General features: G+C 73.2%; 17 protein-coding genes and 1 tRNA gene. 5 read left to right on the plus strand and 13 right to left on the minus strand.

What is annotated here, in order from left to right; translation table 11 throughout:
- Positions 1-53 precede the first annotated feature (53 nt).
- The 4 genes from mshC to AB0D46_RS12460 form a co-directional block, all read right to left on the minus strand.
- The gene (gene mshC, locus AB0D46_RS12445) at positions 54-1,283 is read right to left on the minus strand and encodes a cysteine--1-D-myo-inosityl 2-amino-2-deoxy-alpha-D-glucopyranoside ligase (RefSeq protein WP_362877275.1); all 1,230 of its coding nucleotides are present in this window, start codon (positions 1,281-1,283) and stop codon (positions 54-56) included.
- 110 nt (positions 1,284-1,393) lie between these two features.
- Positions 1,394-2,230: an SCO1664 family protein gene (locus AB0D46_RS12450; protein WP_362877276.1), complete on the minus strand. Its 837-nt coding sequence runs from the start codon at positions 2,228-2,230 to the stop codon at positions 1,394-1,396.
- The gene (locus tag AB0D46_RS12455) at positions 2,194-2,784 is read right to left on the minus strand and encodes a DUF3090 domain-containing protein (RefSeq protein ID WP_362877277.1); all 591 of its coding nucleotides are present in this window, start codon (positions 2,782-2,784) and stop codon (positions 2,194-2,196) included. The genes AB0D46_RS12450 and AB0D46_RS12455 overlap by 37 nt, the downstream gene beginning before the upstream one ends.
- Positions 2,785-2,859: 75 nt before the next feature.
- Complete coding sequence (locus tag AB0D46_RS12460; protein WP_362877278.1) at positions 2,860-3,567, minus strand: histidine phosphatase family protein; 708 nt, start codon at positions 3,565-3,567, stop codon at positions 2,860-2,862.
- Positions 3,568-3,620: 53 nt separating this feature from the next.
- Between AB0D46_RS12460 and corA the strand changes: the two genes are divergently transcribed.
- On the plus strand, positions 3,621-4,613 hold the full coding sequence (gene corA / locus AB0D46_RS12465) for a magnesium/cobalt transporter CorA (RefSeq protein WP_362877279.1): 993 nt from the start codon (positions 3,621-3,623) through the stop codon (positions 4,611-4,613).
- Between the two features lie 37 nt (positions 4,614-4,650).
- On the opposite strand, the gene AB0D46_RS12470 is transcribed toward corA, so the two are convergent.
- Together AB0D46_RS12470 and AB0D46_RS12475 are read right to left on the minus strand one after the other, a co-directional pair.
- Positions 4,651-5,451, minus strand: coding sequence for a ferritin-like domain-containing protein (locus AB0D46_RS12470; protein WP_362877280.1), 801 nt, complete (start codon positions 5,449-5,451; stop codon positions 4,651-4,653).
- Positions 5,452-5,694: 243 nt separating this feature from the next.
- Positions 5,695-6,744 carry an LLM class F420-dependent oxidoreductase gene (locus AB0D46_RS12475; protein ID WP_362877281.1) on the minus strand — a complete coding sequence of 350 codons (1,050 nt, stop codon included), beginning with the start codon at positions 6,742-6,744 and terminating at the stop codon, positions 5,695-5,697.
- A gap of 109 nt (positions 6,745-6,853) precedes the next feature.
- On the opposite strand from AB0D46_RS12475, the gene AB0D46_RS12480 reads away from it, so the two are divergent.
- Both AB0D46_RS12480 and AB0D46_RS12485 read left to right on the plus strand, forming a co-directional pair.
- Positions 6,854-7,837 carry an aldo/keto reductase gene (locus AB0D46_RS12480; protein WP_362877282.1) on the plus strand — a complete coding sequence of 328 codons (984 nt, stop codon included), beginning with the start codon at positions 6,854-6,856 and terminating at the stop codon, positions 7,835-7,837.
- Between the two features lie 221 nt (positions 7,838-8,058).
- The gene (locus tag AB0D46_RS12485) at positions 8,059-10,308 is read left to right on the plus strand and encodes a helix-hairpin-helix domain-containing protein (protein WP_362877386.1); all 2,250 of its coding nucleotides are present in this window, start codon (positions 8,059-8,061) and stop codon (positions 10,306-10,308) included.
- A 78-nt stretch (positions 10,309-10,386) separates the two neighbouring features.
- Here the strand turns inward: AB0D46_RS12485 and AB0D46_RS12490 are convergent, their stop codons facing one another.
- Positions 10,387-11,040 carry a hypothetical protein gene (locus AB0D46_RS12490; RefSeq protein WP_362877283.1) on the minus strand — a complete coding sequence of 218 codons (654 nt, stop codon included), beginning with the start codon at positions 11,038-11,040 and terminating at the stop codon, positions 10,387-10,389.
- Between the two features lie 47 nt (positions 11,041-11,087).
- On the opposite strand from AB0D46_RS12490, the gene AB0D46_RS12495 reads away from it, so the two are divergent.
- A complete protein-coding gene (locus tag AB0D46_RS12495) occupies positions 11,088-11,276 on the plus strand; it encodes a DUF5703 family protein (RefSeq protein ID WP_281205875.1) in 189 nt (62 codons plus the stop codon).
- A gap of 39 nt (positions 11,277-11,315) precedes the next feature.
- On the opposite strand, the gene AB0D46_RS12500 is transcribed toward AB0D46_RS12495, so the two are convergent.
- The 3 genes from AB0D46_RS12500 to AB0D46_RS12510 form a co-directional block, all read right to left on the minus strand.
- Positions 11,316-12,161, minus strand: a complete 846-nt coding sequence (locus AB0D46_RS12500; RefSeq protein ID WP_362877284.1) for a chaplin — start codon at positions 12,159-12,161, stop codon at positions 11,316-11,318.
- Between the two features lie 158 nt (positions 12,162-12,319).
- Entirely contained in the window at positions 12,320-12,553 is a 234-nt protein-coding gene (gene chpH, locus AB0D46_RS12505; protein ID WP_362877285.1) for a chaplin ChpH, read from the minus strand.
- A gap of 151 nt (positions 12,554-12,704) precedes the next feature.
- Positions 12,705-14,030: a M20/M25/M40 family metallo-hydrolase gene (locus AB0D46_RS12510; protein ID WP_362877286.1), complete on the minus strand. Its 1,326-nt coding sequence runs from the start codon at positions 14,028-14,030 to the stop codon at positions 12,705-12,707.
- A gap of 167 nt (positions 14,031-14,197) precedes the next feature.
- Here AB0D46_RS12510 and AB0D46_RS12515 point away from each other — a divergent pair.
- Positions 14,198-14,282, plus strand: a tRNA-Leu gene (locus AB0D46_RS12515).
- Positions 14,283-14,435: 153 nt separating this feature from the next.
- Here the strand turns inward: AB0D46_RS12515 and AB0D46_RS12520 are convergent.
- The 3 genes from AB0D46_RS12520 to AB0D46_RS12530 all read right to left on the minus strand — a co-directional run bounded on the left by AB0D46_RS12520 (position 14,436) and on the right by AB0D46_RS12530 (position 18,648).
- The gene (locus tag AB0D46_RS12520; protein ID WP_362877287.1) at positions 14,436-15,875 is read right to left on the minus strand and encodes an amino acid permease; all 1,440 of its coding nucleotides are present in this window, start codon (positions 15,873-15,875) and stop codon (positions 14,436-14,438) included.
- Between the two features lie 217 nt (positions 15,876-16,092).
- On the minus strand, positions 16,093-17,637 hold the full coding sequence (locus tag AB0D46_RS12525; RefSeq protein WP_362877288.1) for an APC family permease: 1,545 nt from the start codon (positions 17,635-17,637) through the stop codon (positions 16,093-16,095).
- Between the two features lie 60 nt (positions 17,638-17,697).
- A complete protein-coding gene (locus AB0D46_RS12530; RefSeq protein ID WP_362877289.1) occupies positions 17,698-18,648 on the minus strand; it encodes a hypothetical protein in 951 nt (316 codons plus the stop codon).
- Positions 18,649-18,783: the final 135 nt, after the last annotated feature.

The following is an 18,783-nucleotide window of genomic DNA, read 5'->3' on the forward strand; positions in this document are numbered from 1 at the left end:
GACCGGCCGCTGAAGCGGCCGGTCCGGCGTTTCTCGTTCCGCCCGGGGTGCTGCTAGAGGGCGACGCCGAGCAGGGCGTCGACCGTACGGGAGACCAGGCCGGGGGCGGACTCGTCGTCGCCGCCCGCGGCCAGCTGGAGTTCGGCCCAGCGGTCCACGGCGGCCAGTGCGGCGGGGGCGTCCAGGTCGCGGGAGAGGGCCTCGCGGACCTCCTCGACGAGGGCGTCCGCCGGTACGCCGTCCGGGCGGGAGACGGCCGCGCGCCAGCGCTCCAGACGGGCCACGGCCTCGGCGAGGACGGCGTCCGTCCACTCCCAGTCGGCCCGGTAGTGGTGCGACAGCAGGGCGAGGCGGATGGCCGCCGGGTCGACCCCGGAGCGGCGCAGCGTCGAGACGAAGACGAGGTTGCCCTTCGACTTCGACATCTTCTCGCCGTTCAGACCGACCATGCCCGCGTGGACGTAGGCCTTGGCCATCGGGAACTCGCCCGTCAGCGCCTGGGCGTGCGAGGCACCCATCTCGTGGTGCGGGAACGCCAGGTCGGAGCCGCCGCCCTGGATGTCGAAGCCCATGCCCAGGTGGTCCAGGGCGATGGCGACGCACTCGATGTGCCAGCCGGGCCGGCCGCGGCCCAGCGAGCCGCCGTCCCAGCTCGGGTCGCCCTCCCGGGCGGCCATCCACAGCATCGGGTCGAGCGGGTTCTTCTTGCCCGGGCGGTCCGGGTCGCCGCCGCGCTCCGCGGAGAGCAGGCGCATCGCCTCGGCGTCGAGGTGGGAGACCCCGCCGAAGTGCGGGTCGGACTCGACGGAGAAGTAGACGTCGCCTTCGAGCTCGTAGGCGGCGCCCGCGTCCCGCAGACGCTCGACCAGCGGAACGATGCCGGGTATGGCCTCGACCGCTCCGATGTAGTGCTGCGGGGGCAGCATCCGCAGCGCGGTCATGTCCTCGCGGAAGAGGGCGGTCTCGCGCTCGGCGAGTTCGGTCCAGTCGTGTCCGTCGCGCAGCGCCCGCTCCAGGAGCGGGTCGTCCACGTCCGTGACGTTCTGGACGTAGTGGACCTGCCGCTTGTTGTCGAGCCACACGCGCTGAACGAGGTCGAACGCGTTGTAGGTCGCCGCGTGACCGATGTGGGTCGCGTCGTACGGGGTGATCCCGCAGACGTAGATACGGGCGACGGGACCGGGGGCGAGGGTGATCGTCCCCCGGGTCGCGGTGTCGTGGATCTGGAGGTCGCGGCCCTTGCCGGGCAGGGCGGGGACCTCAGAAGCGGGCCAGGCATGCATGCCTTGAGACTAACCGGACGAGTGTTCCGTCAACGAACCGGAGCAGCACTCTTGGCCTGATCCGCACTCTTGCCCTCTGGCCGGTTCTGTGCGTCCGGGGCCGCGCCTGGTCAGACGGGGGGCCAGGGGATGGCGGGCCACTGCCCGGAGGGCTGCGGATGGGTCCCGCTGCGCAGCAGGGCGGCCACGCGGGCCCGTACGGCGTCCAGCTCGGCGTCGGTGATCAGTTCGGCCAACCGGGTGGCGAGGGGCTCTCCCGCGGCCAGCTGGGACTGCAGGGAGAGCAGCACCGTGCGGGCCTCGTCGGTGAGGGGCTCCCCCGCCCAGCCCCAGAGCAGCGTGCGCAGCTTGTCGTCGGCGTGGAAGGTCACGCCGTGGTCGATGCCGTAGAGCCGGCCGTCGGGGGCGGGCAGCAGGTGGCCGCCCTTGCGGTCGCCGTTGTTGATCACGGCGTCGAGGACGGCGAGGCGGCGCAGCCTGGGGTCGTCGGCGTGCACCAGCAGGGCGGTGCGGCCCTCGCCTACCTCGGCGAGCGCGACGGGCTTCCAGCCCTCCGCCGCCTCCTCGCCCTCGACGAGGGCGAGGAGTTCCGCCTCGGGCGTCTCCCCGGAGTCGATCCAGTGCTGGACCATGCCCTCGCCGTACGGTCCGTCGCGCAGGACGGTGGCGGGGACCAGGCCCCACCCGGTGGCCTCGGAGACGAGGTAGGCGGCGCGTTCGCGGCGGGCGAGGTTCCCGTCGGGGAAGTCCCACAGCGGGCGCTCGCCCTTGACCGGCTTGTAGACGCAGTCCGCGCTGCGGCCGTCGTGGGCGACGGTGCACAGCAGGACGGCGTTGGAGGCCTCGGCGATGCGCCCTCGTACGGTGAGCTCACCGCGGGTGAGCAGCTCCTCGATCGGGGTCGCGTCGCTCACGCCTGGCGCCGGTAGCCGTTCTGGCGGGGGCACACGTGTCCCTCGGGGTCGAGCGGGAGGCTGCACAGCGGGCACGGGGGGCGGCCGGCGTTGACCACGTCCAGGGCCCGCTTGGCGAAGGCGCGGGCCTGGGCGCCCGAGAGGCGCACCCGGAGCATCGGCGGGCCGTTCTCCTCGTCCTGCAGGAGGCGTTCCTCGGCGTCGGCGAGGTCCTCGTCGGAGTCGGCGTCGAGTTCGACGAGCGCCTGGGCCTCGACGATCATCCGCTGTTCCTCGCCGTCCCAGGCGAGGGCCATGGTGCCGACCCGGAACTCCTCCTCGACGGGTACGTCGAGGGGCGCGGTGTCGGCGGCCTCGGTGGAGGCGACGGCGGGGACGGGGGCGTTGCCGCCGGTGCGCCGCACGACCTCGTCCAGCAGCTCGTCCATCCGCTCGGCCAGCGCCGCCACCTGGGTCTTCTCCAGGGAGACGCTGGTGACGCGGGTACCCACGGAGGCCTGCAGGAAGAACGTACGGCGCCCAGGCAGACCGACCGTGCCGGCCACGAAGCGGTCCGGCGGGTCGTAAAGGAACACCTGACGGGGCACGTCCAGTCTCCAAGTCTCAGGCGTGGGCGGGTCCGCGCACGCGTATCGGCCCTGCCACCCTACTGCGCCGTTCGATCACGCCGCGCCCGCGCCGCCCCCCACCACGGCGTTGCCGGCGCCTTCGGACTCGCCCTCGGCGGCCGGGGTCGGGCGCGGGACCAGCGGGGCGAGGTCGCCGGTGTCGCCGAGGCGCAGCAGGAAGGGGCGGGTGGGGGTGTAGCGGATGGCGGTGACCGAGCAGGGGTCGACGTGGATCCGTTGGAAGAGGTCGAGGTGCATGCCGAGCGCGTCGGCGACGAGGGACTTGATGATGTCGCCGTGCGAGCACATCAGGAACACCGCGTCGCCGCCGTGTTCGTCCTCGACGCGGGTGTTCCACTCCCGTACGGCGTCCACGGCGCGGGCCTGCATGGCGCGCATGGACTCGCCGCCCGGGAAGGCGGCGGCCGAGGGGTGCTGTTGGACGATCTTCATGAGGGGTTCGGCGGCGAGTTCGGAGAGCTTGCGGCCCGACCAGTCGCCGTAGTGGCACTCGCCGATGCGTTCGTCGGTGTGCAGGGGCAGCTCGGGGCGGGCGGCGAGGAGCGGCGCCAGGGTTTCCCGGCAGCGTTGGAGGGGGCTGGTGACGGCGGCGGCCAGCGGTACCCCGGCGAGCCGGCCGGGCAGCGCGTCGGCCTGCCCGGCCCCGTGTTCGTCGAGGGCGACTCCCGGAGTCCATCCGGCGAGCACGCCGGCGGTGTTGGCGGTGGAACGCCCGTGCCGTACGAGGATCAACGTGGCCATGGGTACAGGGTAGGGGTGTCGCCCCGGTGCGGGCCGGGTGCGGGCGGGGGAGAATGCGCCGCGTGATTGTCGACTGCGCGATGTACCGTGACGGCCGCCGTTCGGCGGCGCCGCGTGATTTCTCGGACGCCCTGGCCGAGGCGCGGGCCCGCGGCGACGCCTTCGTCTGGATCGGCATGCACGAGCCGACGGAGGCGGAGTTCGAGCAAGTGAGCCGGGAGTTCGGGCTGCACGCGCTGGCGGTGGAGGACGCGCTGACGGCGCACCAGCGGCCGAAGCTGGAGGTGTACGACGATTCGCTGTTCGTCGTCCTGAAGCCGGTGCTCTACGACGACGCGGCGGACACCGTCACGACGAGCGAGCTGATGGTGTTCGTCGGCGACTCCTTCGTGGTCACGGTCCGGCACGGCGAGGGCGCGGCGCCGGCTGCGGTGCGCCACCGGTTGGAGCAGGATCCGCAGGTGCTGCGGCACGGTCCTACGGCCGTGCTGTACGCGGTGTCCGACGCGGTGGTGGACCACTACATCGAGGTGGCCGCCGAGCTCCAGGGCGACCTGGAGGAGTTGGAGGCGGAGGTGTTCGCTCCGAACGCCTCGGACTCGAAGAACACGGCGTCGCGGATCTACGGCTTCAAGCGGCAGGTGCTGGAGTTCCGCCGGGCGACGAGCCCGTTGCTCCAGCCGATGGACCGGCTCGCCTCCGGGCACGTGCCGTTCGTCCACGAGCACGCGCGGCCCTTCTTCCGGGACGTGGCCGACCACCTGACGAAGGCCAACGAGTACGTCGAGGGCCTGGACCGGCTGCTGTCGGACGCGCTGGCCGCGCACCTGGCGCAGATGGGCGTCCGGCAGAACGACGACATGCGCAAGATCTCCGCCTGGGCGGCGATGGCCGCGGTCCCGACGATGGTCGCGGGCGTCTACGGGATGAACTTCGAGGACATGCCGGAGCTGCGGCAGGGCTGGGGCTACCCGGGGGTGGTGGCCCTGATGGTCGCCGTGTGCCTGGGCCTGCACCGGATGTTCAAGCGCCGCGGCTGGTTGTGAGGCGGCGCACGGGCGGGCGGGCCGCGGCGGGCCCCGGTCAGGCGGGTTCGGGCGCGGGCACGGGTGCGGGCGCCGGGGCGCCGCCGAGGGCGTCGACCCGCTCGGGCGGGGTCAGGCGGACCGCCCGGTGCCAGCCGCTGAAGCGCTCGTACGCGTACGCGGCGCGGATGCCGGCGGCGAGGGCGGCGGACTTGGGCGCGGGCCAGCGCAGCAGTCGGCCCATGTGGTCCATGACGGCGAGGCTGACGTCCCGGTAGACGGCGATCTCGGCGAGGGCGCTCTCGCGCAGGATCCGGTGGATGCTGCGGCCGTGCCCCCGGCGGGCGAGGCGCAGCAGCTCCTCGTGGCAGTAGGCGAGGTGGTTGTCCTCGTCGGCGCTGATCATGCGCACGGCCCTGCCGAGCTCGGGGTGGTCGCCGAAGTGGCGGACGAGCATGACCATCTGGTCGGCCGCGCGCTGCTCGGTGACCCGGCTGTGCGCGAGGTAGACGACGATGTCGTCCTCGGTCAGCGGCCGGTCGCCGCGCAGCTTCTCGTGGGAGAGGCCGATGCCGCGGCGCTCCAGCAGCATCGTGTAGTCGGTCTCGGGGGGCACGGGTACGGGCGGCAGGCCGCGCTTGCGGAGCAGGGCCTGGAAGATCCTGCCGTGCTTGTCCTCGTCGGCGCCGTGCCGGGTGATCTTGGGGACCAGCTCGCGCATCGAAGCGGGGGCGAGGGCGGCGATCCGGGCGTTCTCCCAGCCGCCCTGGGACTCCCCGCCGGCGGCGATGGAGCAGAACAGCTGGAAGGAGTCGTCGTGGTCGACGATCTCCCGGAACAGGCTGCGGGCAGAGAGCATGGAACGAGTCAAATGCGGATCGTTCGGGCGGGCAACCGAGGGGACCGCCCGACTCGGCCGAATGAACGAAATCGGTGGCCCGGCGCGAGGGCGTAACCCGGGGAGTGCGCGGAGCGTTGTTGGCTGTGTCGGCCGTGGCGGGGAAGACCCCCCGAGCCCCCACCACGGCCGCAGACCTGATCGACGGAGCCGCGCGCACCCCGCGCGGCTCCGTCGTCGTGTCCGGGGTCCCGAGGGGGCGTGTCAGGCGAGGCCGGCGCGCTCCAGGGCCTCGGTACCGGCCCGCAGGGCGGCGATCCGCTCGTCCAGGGTGAAGCCGGCCGGGGCCAGGGTGAGGGTGGTGACCCCGGCGTCGGCGTAGGCGCGCATGCCGTCGGCGATCCGCTCGACGGAGCCCAGCAGGGTGGTCGAGTCGATCAGGGAGTGCGGGACGGCGGCGGCCGCGCCGGTCTTGTCGCCGCCGAGGTACTTGGTCTGGATCTCGGCGGCCTCCTTCTCGTAGCCCATGCGCTGGGCGAGCTGGTTGTAGAAGTTCTGCTTCGGGCTGCCCATGCCGCCGACGTACAGGGCGGTGTAGGGGCGGAACATGTCGGCGAGGGCGTTCACGTCCTCACCGAGGGCCAGTGGCACCGTCGGGCAGACGTCGAAGCCGTCCATGCTCAGACCGGCCTTCTCGCGGCCCGCGCGGATGTGGCGCAGGGCCGTCTCCTCCAGGTGCTCGGCCGCCGGGAAGATCAGCAGGGCGCCGTCGGCGATCTCGCCGGTCTGCTCCAGGTTCTGGGGGCCGATGGCGGCGATGTAGAGCGGGATGTGCTCGCGCTCCGGGTGGACGGTCAGCTTCAGGGGCTTGCCCGGACCGTCGGGCAGCGGGAGGGTCCAATGGGCGCCGTCGTAGGACAGCCGCTCGCGGGTCATGGCCTTGCGGACGATCTCCACGTACTCGCGCGTGCGGGCCAGCGGCTTGTCGAACTTGACGCCGTACCAGCCCTCGGAGACCTGCGGTCCCGAGACGCCGAGGCCGAGCCGGAAGCGGCCCTTGGTGAGCGAGTCCAGGGTGGCGGCGGTCATCGCCGTCATCGCGGGCTGGCGGGCCGGGATCTGGAAGATGGCCGAGCCGACGTCGATCCGCTCCGTCTGGGCCGCGACCCAGGCCAGCACGGTGGCCGCGTCGGAGCCGTAGGCCTCGGCGGCCCAACAGACGTCGTAGCCGAGCCGGTCGGCCTCCTGGGCGACGGAGAGGTTGTCGGCGTCCATGCCCGCACCCCAGTAGCCGAGATTGATGCCGAGCCGCATGTGTCGTCCCCTAACGGTGAAGCCGATGTACCGGTCAGTAACGTGGGTCTGCGGGGGACTGTAGCGCGCCCGGGTCCTCCGCGTCAGCGCCGCAGTAGTCTCAGCGCTCATGGAGCAGAGGCATCTCGGCCGCACCGGACTGCGCGTCTCCCGGATCGGCCTCGGCACCCTGACCTGGGGCCGTGACACCGGCGAGGAAGCCGCCGCCGAGCAGTTGAAGACGTTCTGGGAGGCGGGCGGCACGCTCGTCGACACGGCCGACGTGTACGGCGGCGGCGAGGCCGAGTACCTCCTGGGGCACCTGGTGGGCGGACTGGTGCCGCGCCGCGACCTGGTCATCGCGACGAAGGCCGGTAGCGTGCCGGATCCCTATCGGCGGTTCAACGGTTCGCGCGGGCACCTGCTGGCCGCCCTCGACGACTCGCTGGACCGGCTGGGCACCGACTACGTGGACCTGTGGCAGGTCCACGCCTTCGACCCGCGTACCCCGTTGGAGGAAACCCTGCAGACGCTGGACCTCGCCGTCAGCAGCGGCCGGGCCCGGTACGCCGGGGTGTCCAACTTCAGCGGCTGGCAGCTCGCGAAGGCCGCCACCTGGCAGTTGGCCGTGCCGGGGGTGCGGACCCGGCTCGCCTCCACGCAGATGGAGTACTCGCTCCTCCAACGGGGCGTGGAGCGGGAGGTGCTGCCCGCCGCGCTGGACCTGGGTGTGGGCCTGCTGCCCTCGTCCCCGCTGGGCCGGGGCGTGCTGACGGGCAAGTACCGCGACGGCACGCCCGCCGACTCGCGGGGCGCCTCGGAGTCCCTGGCCGCGTTCGTGGACCCCTACCTCGACGAACCGGCGCGGCGCATCGTCGACGCCGTGGTGACCGCCGCCCAGGGGTTGGGGGTGACGCCGCTGCACGTGGCGCTGGCGTGGGTACGGGACCGGCCGGGGGTGGTCGCCCCGATCGTCGGCGCGCGGACCTCGGCGCAGCTCGGGGCGGCGCTGTCGGTGGAGGCCCTTAGTCTTCCCGAGGAGATCTGCCGTGCGCTGGACGACGTTTCCGTCCCGGTGCACCGCTACCCCGATCAGGACTGGAGCACGTTGTGAGTACGGACCCCGAGACCACCGCCGCCGCCGCCGCGCCCGCTGCCGCGGAGGAAGGGGCCGGGGCCGGCGGGGCCGCGCCCGAGGACCCCGCGACGCCGGAGGCCGTCCCGGAACCCGGGGGCGCCCTCGACCCGGAGGCGTCGGAGGGCGCCGGAGCCGACGAAACCGACGGAGTCGGTGAGCCGGGCGGGGAGCCGGACCCCGAGGGAGCCGCGGAAGCCGTGGACGCCGGGCAGGGCGAGCCGGACGGGGACGGTTCCGACGGGGACGCGTCCGGCGGGGACGGTCTCGACGAGGACGCTTCCGACGGGGACGGTTCCGACGACGCCGACGCCCGGGGGGTCGCAGCGACGTCGGCCGCCGCAGGCGGTGAACCGGACGCAGGGGCTCCCGACGAGGACACCGACGCCCGGACGGCAGCGACGACCGAGGACGCCGAAGCCGCCGAAGCCGACGCCGACGCCGGGGGTGCGGACGCCGGGACCGGCGCCGCGGGCGCGGAGGGGGCGGCGCCCGCGCTCACCGAGGCGCAGGCCGAGCTGGCGGCGCAGAAGGTCGAGCGGGAGCGCATCGCGCGGCGCAAGGCCGAGCGGGAGGCTCCCGTCGAGGCGGGCGCCAAGCTCAGCGGGAAGGCCGCCGACCTGCTGGCGGCCGTACGGGCCGTGGAGAGCGGCGCCGCGCCGGCCCCGGTGTACTTCGACGAGGCCCCGGCCGCCCCCCGCAAGGCCGCGCCCGCTCCCCCGCCGCAGCCCCGGCCCGTGGCGACCGCCGCGGAGCCCGCCGCCGCCGAGATCGAGGGCGTGCGGGCCGTGCTGGCGCGCGGTGGCGCCCCCGAGGCGCTGGCCGGGCCGGCCGCCCGGGCCCTCGGCGAGGGCGCCGCGGCGCAGCTCGTGGAGGACCCCTGGCGGCTGCTGGCCGTCACGGGTGTGCGCCCGGCCCAGGCGGACGGCTTCGCGCAGGCGCTGCTGGGCGCCGAGGCCGGTCCTGCCGACGAGCGCCGTGGCGCCGCCCTGGTGAACTGGCTGCTGGACCGGGCCGCTGAGAAGGGGCACACCGCCCTGGAGACCCCGGTGCTGGAGAAGGCCCTGGCGCAGTACGGGGTGCCGGAGCCGGCCGCGGCCCTCGAACACGCCGTCGGTGAGGGCGCGGTGCTCGTGTTCGAGGAGCCGCTGGACGGCCCCGCGCCGACGCCCGCCACGGACGCCGACGAGGAGGCCGCGGAAGCGGAGCGACCCGTACGGGTTCTGGTGGGGCTGGAGGAGTACGCCCTCGCCGAGGAGAGCCTCGCCGACGGGCTGGCCCGCCTGGCCGCCGGCGTCACCGCCCCCGCCGACTGGTCGCAGGCCGCCCAAGGCCCGGGCGCCGAGCTGATCCGGGCCGTCGCCGGCCACGGGGTGGTCACCCACACCGGCGGCGAGGCCGCCGGTGCCGAGCCGGCGGCGCTGCTGGAAGCGGCCCGGAAGCTGGGGCTGCGGGCCGTGCTGGCCGCGCACGCCCCGGGCCCGGACCGGGTCACCCCGGCCGCGCTGTTGGCCGGGGCGCAGGGACCCGGGCGGGACGCCGACGGCCGGTTCGAGCTGGACCTCCTCGTGGTGCTGGACGCGCCGCAGCTGGACGTGGAGACGGCCGCCGCCCTGGTGGAGTCCGTCCCGGACGGGGCCCGTCTGGTGCTGTCCGGGGACCCCGGCGTGCTCGGGTCGGCCGGTCCCGGGCGGGTGTTCGCCGACGTACTGGCGGCCCGGTCCTGGCCGCAGGTCGTGTCCCGGACCCCGGACCCCGGCCCGATCGGCGAGCTGGTCTCGGGCGTCGGCATCGGCGAGCTGAACCAGGTCCACGCCCCCGGCAAGGAGGTCGTCATCGTCCCGGTGCAGGACGCCGGGGAGGCGGTGCACCGCACGGTGCAGCTGGTCGCCGAGTCGGTGCCGCGCGCCTTCGGGATCCCGGCCGACGCCGTGCAGGTCATCACCCCGGGCCACGGCGGCTCGGCGGGCACCCGCGCGCTGAACGCGGCCCTCAAGGAACGGCTCAACCCGGGCCCCGGCCGGTTCGGCGGGTTCGACCCCGGTGACCGGGTCGTGCACGTGCCCTCCCCCGGGCGGGCACTGCCGGCCCGGGTGGTGTCGGCCGACGCACAGGGGCTGCACCTCGACCTCGCGGGGGTCCGGGTCGTCGTACCGCAGGAACGGGTCGAGTCACAGGTGCGGCACGGCTGGGCGGTGACGGCGCACCAGGCCGTCGGCACGCGCTGGCCGGCCGTGGTGGTCGTGCTGCCGGGCGACGCCGCTCAGGCCCTGTCCCGGGACTGGGTGTACACGGCGTTCGGGCGGGCGGAGCGGCACCTGTCGGTCGTCCACGGAGTGGATCAGGCGCTGCCGAACGCGGTGGCGCAGGTCCTGCCGAAGCCCCGTACCACCCGACTCGCCGGCCTGCTGCGGGCCTTGACGGCCGCTCAGGAGGGCGCGCCGCAGTAGCGCGGGGGCAGGACCGGGAACGCGACGCCCCCGCCCGGATCGGGCGGGGGCGTCGCGCGGACAGGCGTCGGGCGGGGGTCAGGCCGGGGTGAGGCCGGGCTCGGCCGCCTCCTCGAACTCCTCGGGGCCTTCGGGGTCCTCGTCGAACACGGAGCTGACGTCGAAGCGGTGCAGCACGTCCTGCGGGTCGGTCTGCCCGAAGGGCGCGTCGAGCCAGTCGCCCGGTTCCGCGACCTCTTCGAGCGCCGCGATCCAGAGGGTGGAGTCGCCCTCCTCCAATCCGAACTCCTTGTAGCGGGAGGCGATCTCGTCGGGCTCGTACTCCCCGAAGAGCACGCCGAGCGCACCGGCCGTGCCGGCGTCGTCGACGAAATCGGATTCACGGTCGTGCGCGGCGACACGCTCGGCCTGGGCGATCAGCCGGACCGGTTCGACGACGGCGTAGTCGCGACGGATGAACACGCTGAAGGCCGCGGGCTCGGCCGGCCCGGTGTACGGAACTCCGTCCTCCGGCGTGGGGATCTCGAACGGGGTGACCTCGTCGTAGCGGTCGTAGAGCAGTTCGTCGTATTCCTCGGCGGCGGCGGCGAGTTCGTTGAAGGCGGCGTAGACGGCCGGGTCCTCGTCCCCGATCCTGCTCTCGACCGCGGCGAGGTGGCGGTCGAGAGCGGCCTTGACCGCCTCGGCGGCGGCGCGGACCTCGGCAACAGTGGGCAGAGCGGCATCAGACATAGTGCAGACGCTATCCGTAGCGGGGCTCTGCCCGCACAATAGATGCGATGCCGGAATACGAATTCGTCGACGTGTACGTGCCTCGCGGGACCCCCCGCCAGGAGGCGACCCGACTGCTGACCGACCACGCCGAGTACGGGCACTGGGAACTGGACCGCCTGACGCTCCACCGGGACGGCAGCCGCAGGGTGCGGTTGCGCCGCCGGATCATCCGCCAGGTCCGCGCGACCTGGTGACGCGGGCCCCGGGAGCGGGACCCGCGTCGGGTACGTCCGTCAGGCCGCGTTGCGGGCGCGCCGGTAGAGCACGGCTCCGGCGAGCAGCAGTCCGCCCGCGAGCGGCACTCCGGCCGTGAGCGCGTCACCGGCGCCGGTGGCCGCGAGCCCAGCCGGTCCGCCCGTCCCCTGACCGGGGACCTGGCCGGACACCTGCCCCCCGGTCCCGCCGGGCGTCTGCCCGCCGGGACCACCGGGGGTACCGCTGCCGGGGGTACCGCCCCCGGGGTTGCCACCGCCGGGGTTGCCACCGCCGGGAGTACCACCGCCCGGGGTCCCACCGCCGGGGTTCCCCCCGCCCGGATTGCCGCCACCGGGGTTGTCACCGCCCGGAGTGCCTCCGCCCGGGGTCCCGCCGCCCGGCGTACCGCCACCGGGGTTGTCACCGCCGGGGGTGCCTCCGCCCGGAGTGCCGCCACCGGGGTTCCCGCCCCCCGGGTTGCCGCCGCCCGGAGTGCCGCCACCGGGGTTCCCGCCTCCCGGGTTGCCGCCGCCGGGGTTCCCGCCGCCCGGCGTGTCCGGGTGGTCGTCGCACGGCTCCTCGTGGTCGCCGCCGCCCGGGTGGTCCGGCTTGCCCGGCGGGCGGTGCTTCCCCGACTCGTTGGCGCAGCCGTTCCCGAAAGCCGGGTTCAGCAGGGCGATCACGTCGACGGTGTTGCCGCAGAGGTTCGCCGGCACGTCCACCGGGGCCTGCAGGTTGTTCCCGGACAGCACGCCCGGCGAGTTCGTGGCCTGGCCGGACGCTCCGGAGGCCGCCTGCGCCTGGCCACCGGCCAGCGCGAGCACGCCCCCCGCGGCCGCCATGGTGATCAACGTCTTCCTGGTGACCTGGATCGGTCGTCGCATCTGTACTCGTCCCCTGTTGGTACGTCGACGGCCGCCGCGCGGCGGCCGGGCCGTCCAGGCTCCCCCGCCTGGTACGCCGAAAGGTCGATGGATCGGGCCGGAAAGCCCGGCGGCCCCGGAGCGCTGGCGAGCGCCCCGGGGCCGGGTCTTCAGACGCGTCAGGCGTTGACGCAGGTGTTGCCGAAGGCCGGGTTCAGCAGGCCGATCACGGAGATCGTGTTGCCGCAGACGTTCACGGGGATGTGGACCGGAACCTGGACGACGTTGCCGGACAGGACACCGGGGGAGCCGATGGCCGCACCCTGGGCACCCGCGTCGGCGACAGCCAGGCCCGCACCCGCGAGAACCAGACCACCGGTAGCAGCCGCAGCGGCGACAACCTTCTTGAGCATTGTTCCTCCTAGTAGGCAAGTGCGGTCCCAGCCGCGGACCGCACCACCTGTAACGAGGACTTCCCACCGGGGCTACGAGCGTATGAGCGCATTCACTCTTCTCAGTGGATTCCGCACACCTTTCCGATTCCCCGGCGTGAGGAGGGGTCGGTCACGCGTTGTCGATGAAACGGTCGAGTACCCGGACGCCGAACTTGAGCCCGTCGACCGGTACCCGCTCGTCCACGCCGTGGAACATGCCCGCGAAATCCAGCTCGGGGGGCAGCTGGAGCGGGGCGAAGCCGAAGCAGCGGATGCCGAGGTCGTCGAAGGACTTCGCGTCCGTGCCGCCCGAGAGCATGTACGGGACGGCTCGCGCGATCGGATCCTCGGCCTTCAGGGCGCCCTGCATGGCGTCGACGAGCTTGCCGTCGAAGTCCGTCTCCAGGGCCTTGTCGGCGTGCACGTCCTCGTACTTCACGCGCGGGCCCAGGATCCGGTCGAGGTCGGCGAAGAACTCGTCCTCGTAGCCCGGCAGGAAGCGGCCGTCGACGTGCGCCGTGGCCTGGCCGGGGATGACGTTGACCTTGTAGCCGGCGCCGAGCATCGTCGGGGCGGCCGAGTTGCGCAGGGTCGCGCCGACCATCTTGGCGATGCCACCGAGCTTGGCGAGGGTCGCGTCCATGTTGTCGGGGTCGAGCGGGGTACCGAGGGCGTCCGAGAGCTCGTCCAGGAACGACCGTACGGTCTTGGTGACGCGCACCGGCCACTGGTGGCGGCCGAGCCGGCCCACGGCTTCGCAGAGCTCCGTGATGGCGTTGTCGTTGTTGGTCATCGAACCGTGGCCCGCGGTGCCCTCCACCGTGAGCCGCATCCAGTGCATGCCCTTCTGCGCCGTCTCGACGAGGTAGAGGCGCAGGTTCTCGTTCACGGTGAAGGAGAAGCCGCCGACCTCTCCGATCGCCTCGGTGACGCCCTCGAAGAGGCCGGGGTGCTTGTCGACGAGGTGGCGGGCCCCGTAGATGCCGCCCGCCTCCTCGTCGGCGAGGAAGGCCAGCACGATGTCGCGCGGGGGCTTGCGCCCGCTGCGCATGCGGTCGCGCACGACGGCCAGCGTCATCGCGTCCATGTCCTTCATGTCGACCGCGCCACGGCCCCACACGCACCCGTCGGCGATCTCGCCCGAGAAGGGGTCGTGGGTCCAGTCGGCGGCGTTGGCCGGGACCACGTCGGTGTGCCCGTGGATCAACAGGGCCGGCCGCGAGGGGTCCTCCCCCTCGATCCGGGCCACCGTCGAGGCGCGGCCCTTGTGGGACTCGAAGATCTGCGGCTCCAGACCCACCTCGGCCAGCTGCTCCGCGATCCACTCGGCCGCCTTGCGTTCGCCGGGGCCCGAGTGGTCCCCGTAGTTGCTGGTGTCGATCCGGATGAGGTCCCGGCAGAGGTCGACGACCTCGTCCTGGCCGGAGACGGTCCTGCCCGCGCCCGATTCGCTCACGCTGTTCCTCCCACTGATCAGTACCGGCTACCTCCCCATCCTCGCGCTCCGCGGCGCCGTACCCAAGGGCGCTCCCCGGTCATCGGGGGGTGTGATCGGGCCCCCGGAATGTTTGGTAATGTTTTCCACGTCGGAACGGCCCGCGAGGGACGCGAGACAGACACCTTGTCCGGGTGGCGGAATGGCAGACGCGCTAGCTTGAGGTGCTAGTGCCCTTTATCGGGCGTGGGGGTTCAAGTCCCCCCTCGGACACAAAGAAAGAAGGACCCCGCCGCGGCGGGGTCCTTCTTCGTTTCCGGCGCGGGTTCGTTCCGGCGCGCCTGCGTTCCCGGCGCGCGGGGGATGCGGCAGGGGCCCCGGCCCGGGATCGGATCCCGGGCCGGGGCCCCTCGTACGCGCTTCGGGTCAGCGGCGGGTGGCGGCGATCTCCGCGACCCGGCCGCGGACCAGGAACCAGCCGCCGACCAGGGCGGCGCCGATGACCGGGACGAACAGGACGGTGGTGCGGCCGACGCCGCCGTCGCACCACATCAGGACCAGGACCGTGACGAGGAAGACCAGCGTCACGATCTGCGTGTACGGGGCCCAGGGCAGCCGGTAGGACGGGCGCTCCAGTCGGCCCTGCTTCGCCCTGCGCCAGAAGTGGAGCGAGCAGAGCATGACCATCGCCCAGGTGCCGAGGATGCCGAGCGAGGCGAAGTTCAGGACGATCTCGAAGGCGTCCTCGGGCATCAGGTAGTTCAGGCCGACGCCGGCGATGCCGAAGGCGGCGGTGAACAGGACGCCGCCGTAGGGGACCTTGCCCTTGTTCATGACGCCGGTGAACTTGGGGGCGGAGCCGGACATGGCCATCGAGCGCAGGATCCGGCCGGTGGAGTAGAGGCCGGAGTTCAGGCTGGAGAGGGCGGCCGTCAGGACGACCAGGTTCATGATGCCCGCGGCGCCCGGGACGCCCAGCTTGTCGAAGACGGTGACGAAGGGGCTCTGGCCCTCGGAGTAGGCGGTGTACGGGAGCAGCAGGGCCAGCAGGACGACCGAGCCGACGTAGAAGATGCCCACGCGCCACATGATCGAGTTGATCGCCTTCGGCATGATCTTCTCGGGGTTCTCGGTCTCGCCCGCGGCGACTCCGCAGAGCTCGACGGAGGCGTACGCGAAGACCACGCCCTGGATGACCAGGAGCATGGGCAGGACGCCGACGGGGAAGAGGCCGCCGTTGTCGGTGATGTTGGCGAGGCCCGGGGTGTTGCCGTCGATGTCGTGGCTGGTGGCGACGAGGTAGATGCCGACGAGCAGGAAGATCGTCAGGGCTGCCACCTTGACCAGGGAGAACCAGAATTCCATCTCGCCGAAGTACTTCACCGAGATCAGGTTCGCGGTGAGGACGACGGCCAGGGCGATGAAGGCGAGCACCCACTGGGGGACGTCCGTGAACAGCGACCAGAAGTGCGCGTAGGTGGCGGCGGCCGTGATGTCGGCCACGGTGGTGGTGGACCAGTTGAGGAAGTAGAGCCAGCCCGCCGTGTAGGCGCCCTTCTCCCCCATGAACTCGCGCGCGTAGCTGACGAAGGCGCCCGAGGAGGGGCGGTAGAGGACCAGCTCGCCGAGGGCGCGGACCACGAAGAAGGCGAAGACGCCGCAGACCGCGTAGGCGATGGCGAGCGAGGGGCCCGCTCCGGCGAGGCGGCCACCGGCGCCGAGGAACAGGCCGGTGCCTATCGCCCCGCCGATGGCGATCATGTTGATGTGGCGGGACTTGAGGTCCTTGCTGTAGCCCTCGTCACCGGCGTCGACGGGGCGGGAATGCGCCTCGGCGGGGGCCTCGGTCAAGGTGCGGTCACTCATACGGACTTCGCCTTCGTGGATGGGACAGGCAGGGTCGGAGGGCCGCGCGGGGGAGCTGGGTGGTGTCCCCCGTGCCGCGATCCGGTGGTTTTGTCGCACCAGGAGACCATGAGGCTCCGTTTCCGTAAAAATCGGCTCCCCGCACGCGGAAGCCCCCGGCGACCATGGAAACGGTCGCCGGGGGCTTCGTCGGGGCACGAATGCGAGGTGGAGCGGGTCAGTCGTGCGGGGTGGACTCCGCCACCTGGTCGAGCCGGAAGGCCTCGTTGCCGAGGCCGATGCGGGCGTGGACCTCGGGGCGGCGGGACTTCAGGTACAGGCCGTGGGCCAGGCCGCCCAGCGCGGCGACGGCGATGATCGCGGGCAGCGCCCAGCTGAGCGCGGAGCCCTTCTCGGCACCGACCAGGACGGCGAAGTCCTTGACGGTGTAGAGGGCGATCCCGATCAGGGCCAGGCCGGCGAGGCCCGCCGCGACGAGCCGCCAGACCTGGGCGCCGGCGGTGCCGCGGCGGACGAAGAAGGCGATGACGGCGAAGGAGGACGCCGCCATCAGGACGGTCACGCCGAGGGCGCCGACGCTGCCCATCCAGGTGAACAGGTGCAGGACGGGCGCGGTCGGGTCGCCCGTCGGCAGGTCGTCGGTGAGCGCGAACACCGCGACGACGACGGCGGCGATGCCGGTCTGCAGCAGGGAGCCGGTGGCCGGGGCGCCGGTGCCGGGGTTGGTGCGGCCGAAGCGGGCCGGGAGCAGGCCCTCGCGGCCCATGGCGAAGGCGTAGCGGGCGACGACGTTGTGGAAGCTCAGCATCGCGGCGAACATGCCGGTGACGAAGAGCACGTGCAGGACGTCGGTGAAGGTGGCGCCCAGGCGGGCCTCGGTCAGCTCGAAGAGCAGTCCGGGGCCGGAGGCCGCGGCGGCGTCGGTGATCGCGGCGGGGCCGGTGGCGACGGTCAGGGCCCAGGCGCTGAAGGCGAAGAAGAGGGCGACGAAGCCGACGCCGAGGAACATCACGCGGGAGACGACGATGTGCGGCTTGCTGGTCTCCTCGGCGTACACCGGGGACTGCTCGAAGCCGACGAAGGCGGCGATGCAGAAGCACAGGGCGGTGCCGAGGCCGGCGCCGGTCAGGGTGCTGGGGTCGAAGGCGGTGAGGGACAGGCCCTCGGGGCCGGGCTTGCCGAGGGCGGCGGCGTCGAAGACGACGACGAGGGCGCACTCGATGAGGAGGAGGACGCCGAGCACCTTGGCGTTCAGGTCGATCTTCAGCCAGCCGAGCGCGCCGGTGGCGGCGACGGCGAGCAGGGCCGGGATCCACCAGGCGAGCTCGACGTCGAGGTAGGTGGCGAAGAGGCCGGATATCTCGAAGCCGAGGATGCCGTAGACGCCGACCTGCATGGCGCTGTACGCGACGAGCGCGACGACGGAGGCGCAGGCTCCGGCGGTGGGGCCGAGGCCGCGGGCGATGTAGGCGTAGAAGGCGCCGGCGTTGTGGACGTGCCGGCTCATCTCGGCGTAGCCGATGCTGAACAGGGCCAGGACGACGCCGAGGATCACGAAGAGCAGTGGCTGTCCGACGATGCCCATGACCCCGAAGATCGTGGGCATGACGCCGGCGACGACCATCAGGGGCGCGCTGGCCGCGAGTACGGAGAGCAGCAGTCCGGCCGTGCCGAGCCGGTCGGCGCGCAGGGCGCGGTCCTCGCCCTTGTACGTGCGGATCTCGGTCGGTTCGCTGAGCGTGGTGGATCTGCCCGTCGACATGGCGGGGCGTCCTTTCGGGAGCGGTCTGCGGGGACGGTCGTAGAGGTGTCCGGAACGGCGCTAGGCGGTGCCGAGCGCGACGCTGCGGGCGGCGAGGAAGGCCTGGTGCGGGTCCTGGTCGGGGTAGGACCAGGGCGCCGGGGTGGCGTGGGCGCCGATGCGGTGGAAGAGGGCGGCGGCCTCGGCGGAGCGGCCCTCGCAGAGCTTGGCGTGGGCGAGGAAGTTGAGGTCGACCCGGTTGCGGGGGTGGTCCTCGCGTTCCCATTCCAGCCACCAGTCGAAGGCGGAGCGCAGCACGGTGCGGGCGCGGCGGCCGGACCAGTGCTCGGCGGCGGCGTCGGGGGTGGCGCGGCCGTGGGCGGCGGCCAGGACGCGGTAGCGCTCGGCGTGGGCGATGACGGGGAGCACGGCGAGCGGTGAGTCGGCCGGGGACTCCTCGGCGGCCCAGGCGGCGAAGTCGTAGACCTCGTGGAGGGGGTCCTGGCCGGTGGCGGGGGTGCGTTCGGCGAGCCGGGCGACCATCAGGTGGTGGGCGTGGTGGTGCTCGCGGTGGCGGGCGCGGACCTGGTCGAAGTGCCGACTGAACTCCTCCTCGGTGCCGAAGGTCCCGGAGAGCAGGAGCAGGCCCAGCCAGGGCGTGGGGTCGGCGGGCAGCAGTCCGGCGGCGCGCCGGCAGGCCTCCTCGGCGGATTCCGGGGTCCCCTTGTGCCGCAGCGCCGTGAAGACGGTGGCGCAGGCGAGGAGGGTGGCGGCGTCGGCGCTGTCGGGTTCGGCGAGCAGCCATTCGCGGGCCCAGGCGGTGGCGGCCGGGGTTTCGGCGAGGACGACGACGCGGTGGCCGCGGCGGTCCCAGTCGTCGCCGGTGCCCACCAGGAGGGCGCGGGCCCTGGCCCATCGGCCTTGCGCGAACTGGGTCCGCACCTCGACGAGTTCGGTGTCGCACAGGGCCGGGTCGAAGAGCTGTGCGTCCCGCTTGCGGGCGCGGCCGAGGGGCGGCGGAGGCGGGGACATCCGCGGGTTCCCTCCAGAGCGCGGGCGCGGGTGGACGTGCGCGGGGACGCGCACGGGGTGGTGGTCGGTGCGGTGGTGCGGGGTGGATCATGCCGGTGAGAACTCGGATGATCACATACAGCTAAGCGGTACGCA

It is taken from the genome of Streptomyces sp. NPDC048383 (genome assembly GCF_040651775.1).
Lineage (GTDB): Bacteria > Actinomycetota > Actinomycetes > Streptomycetales > Streptomycetaceae > Streptomyces.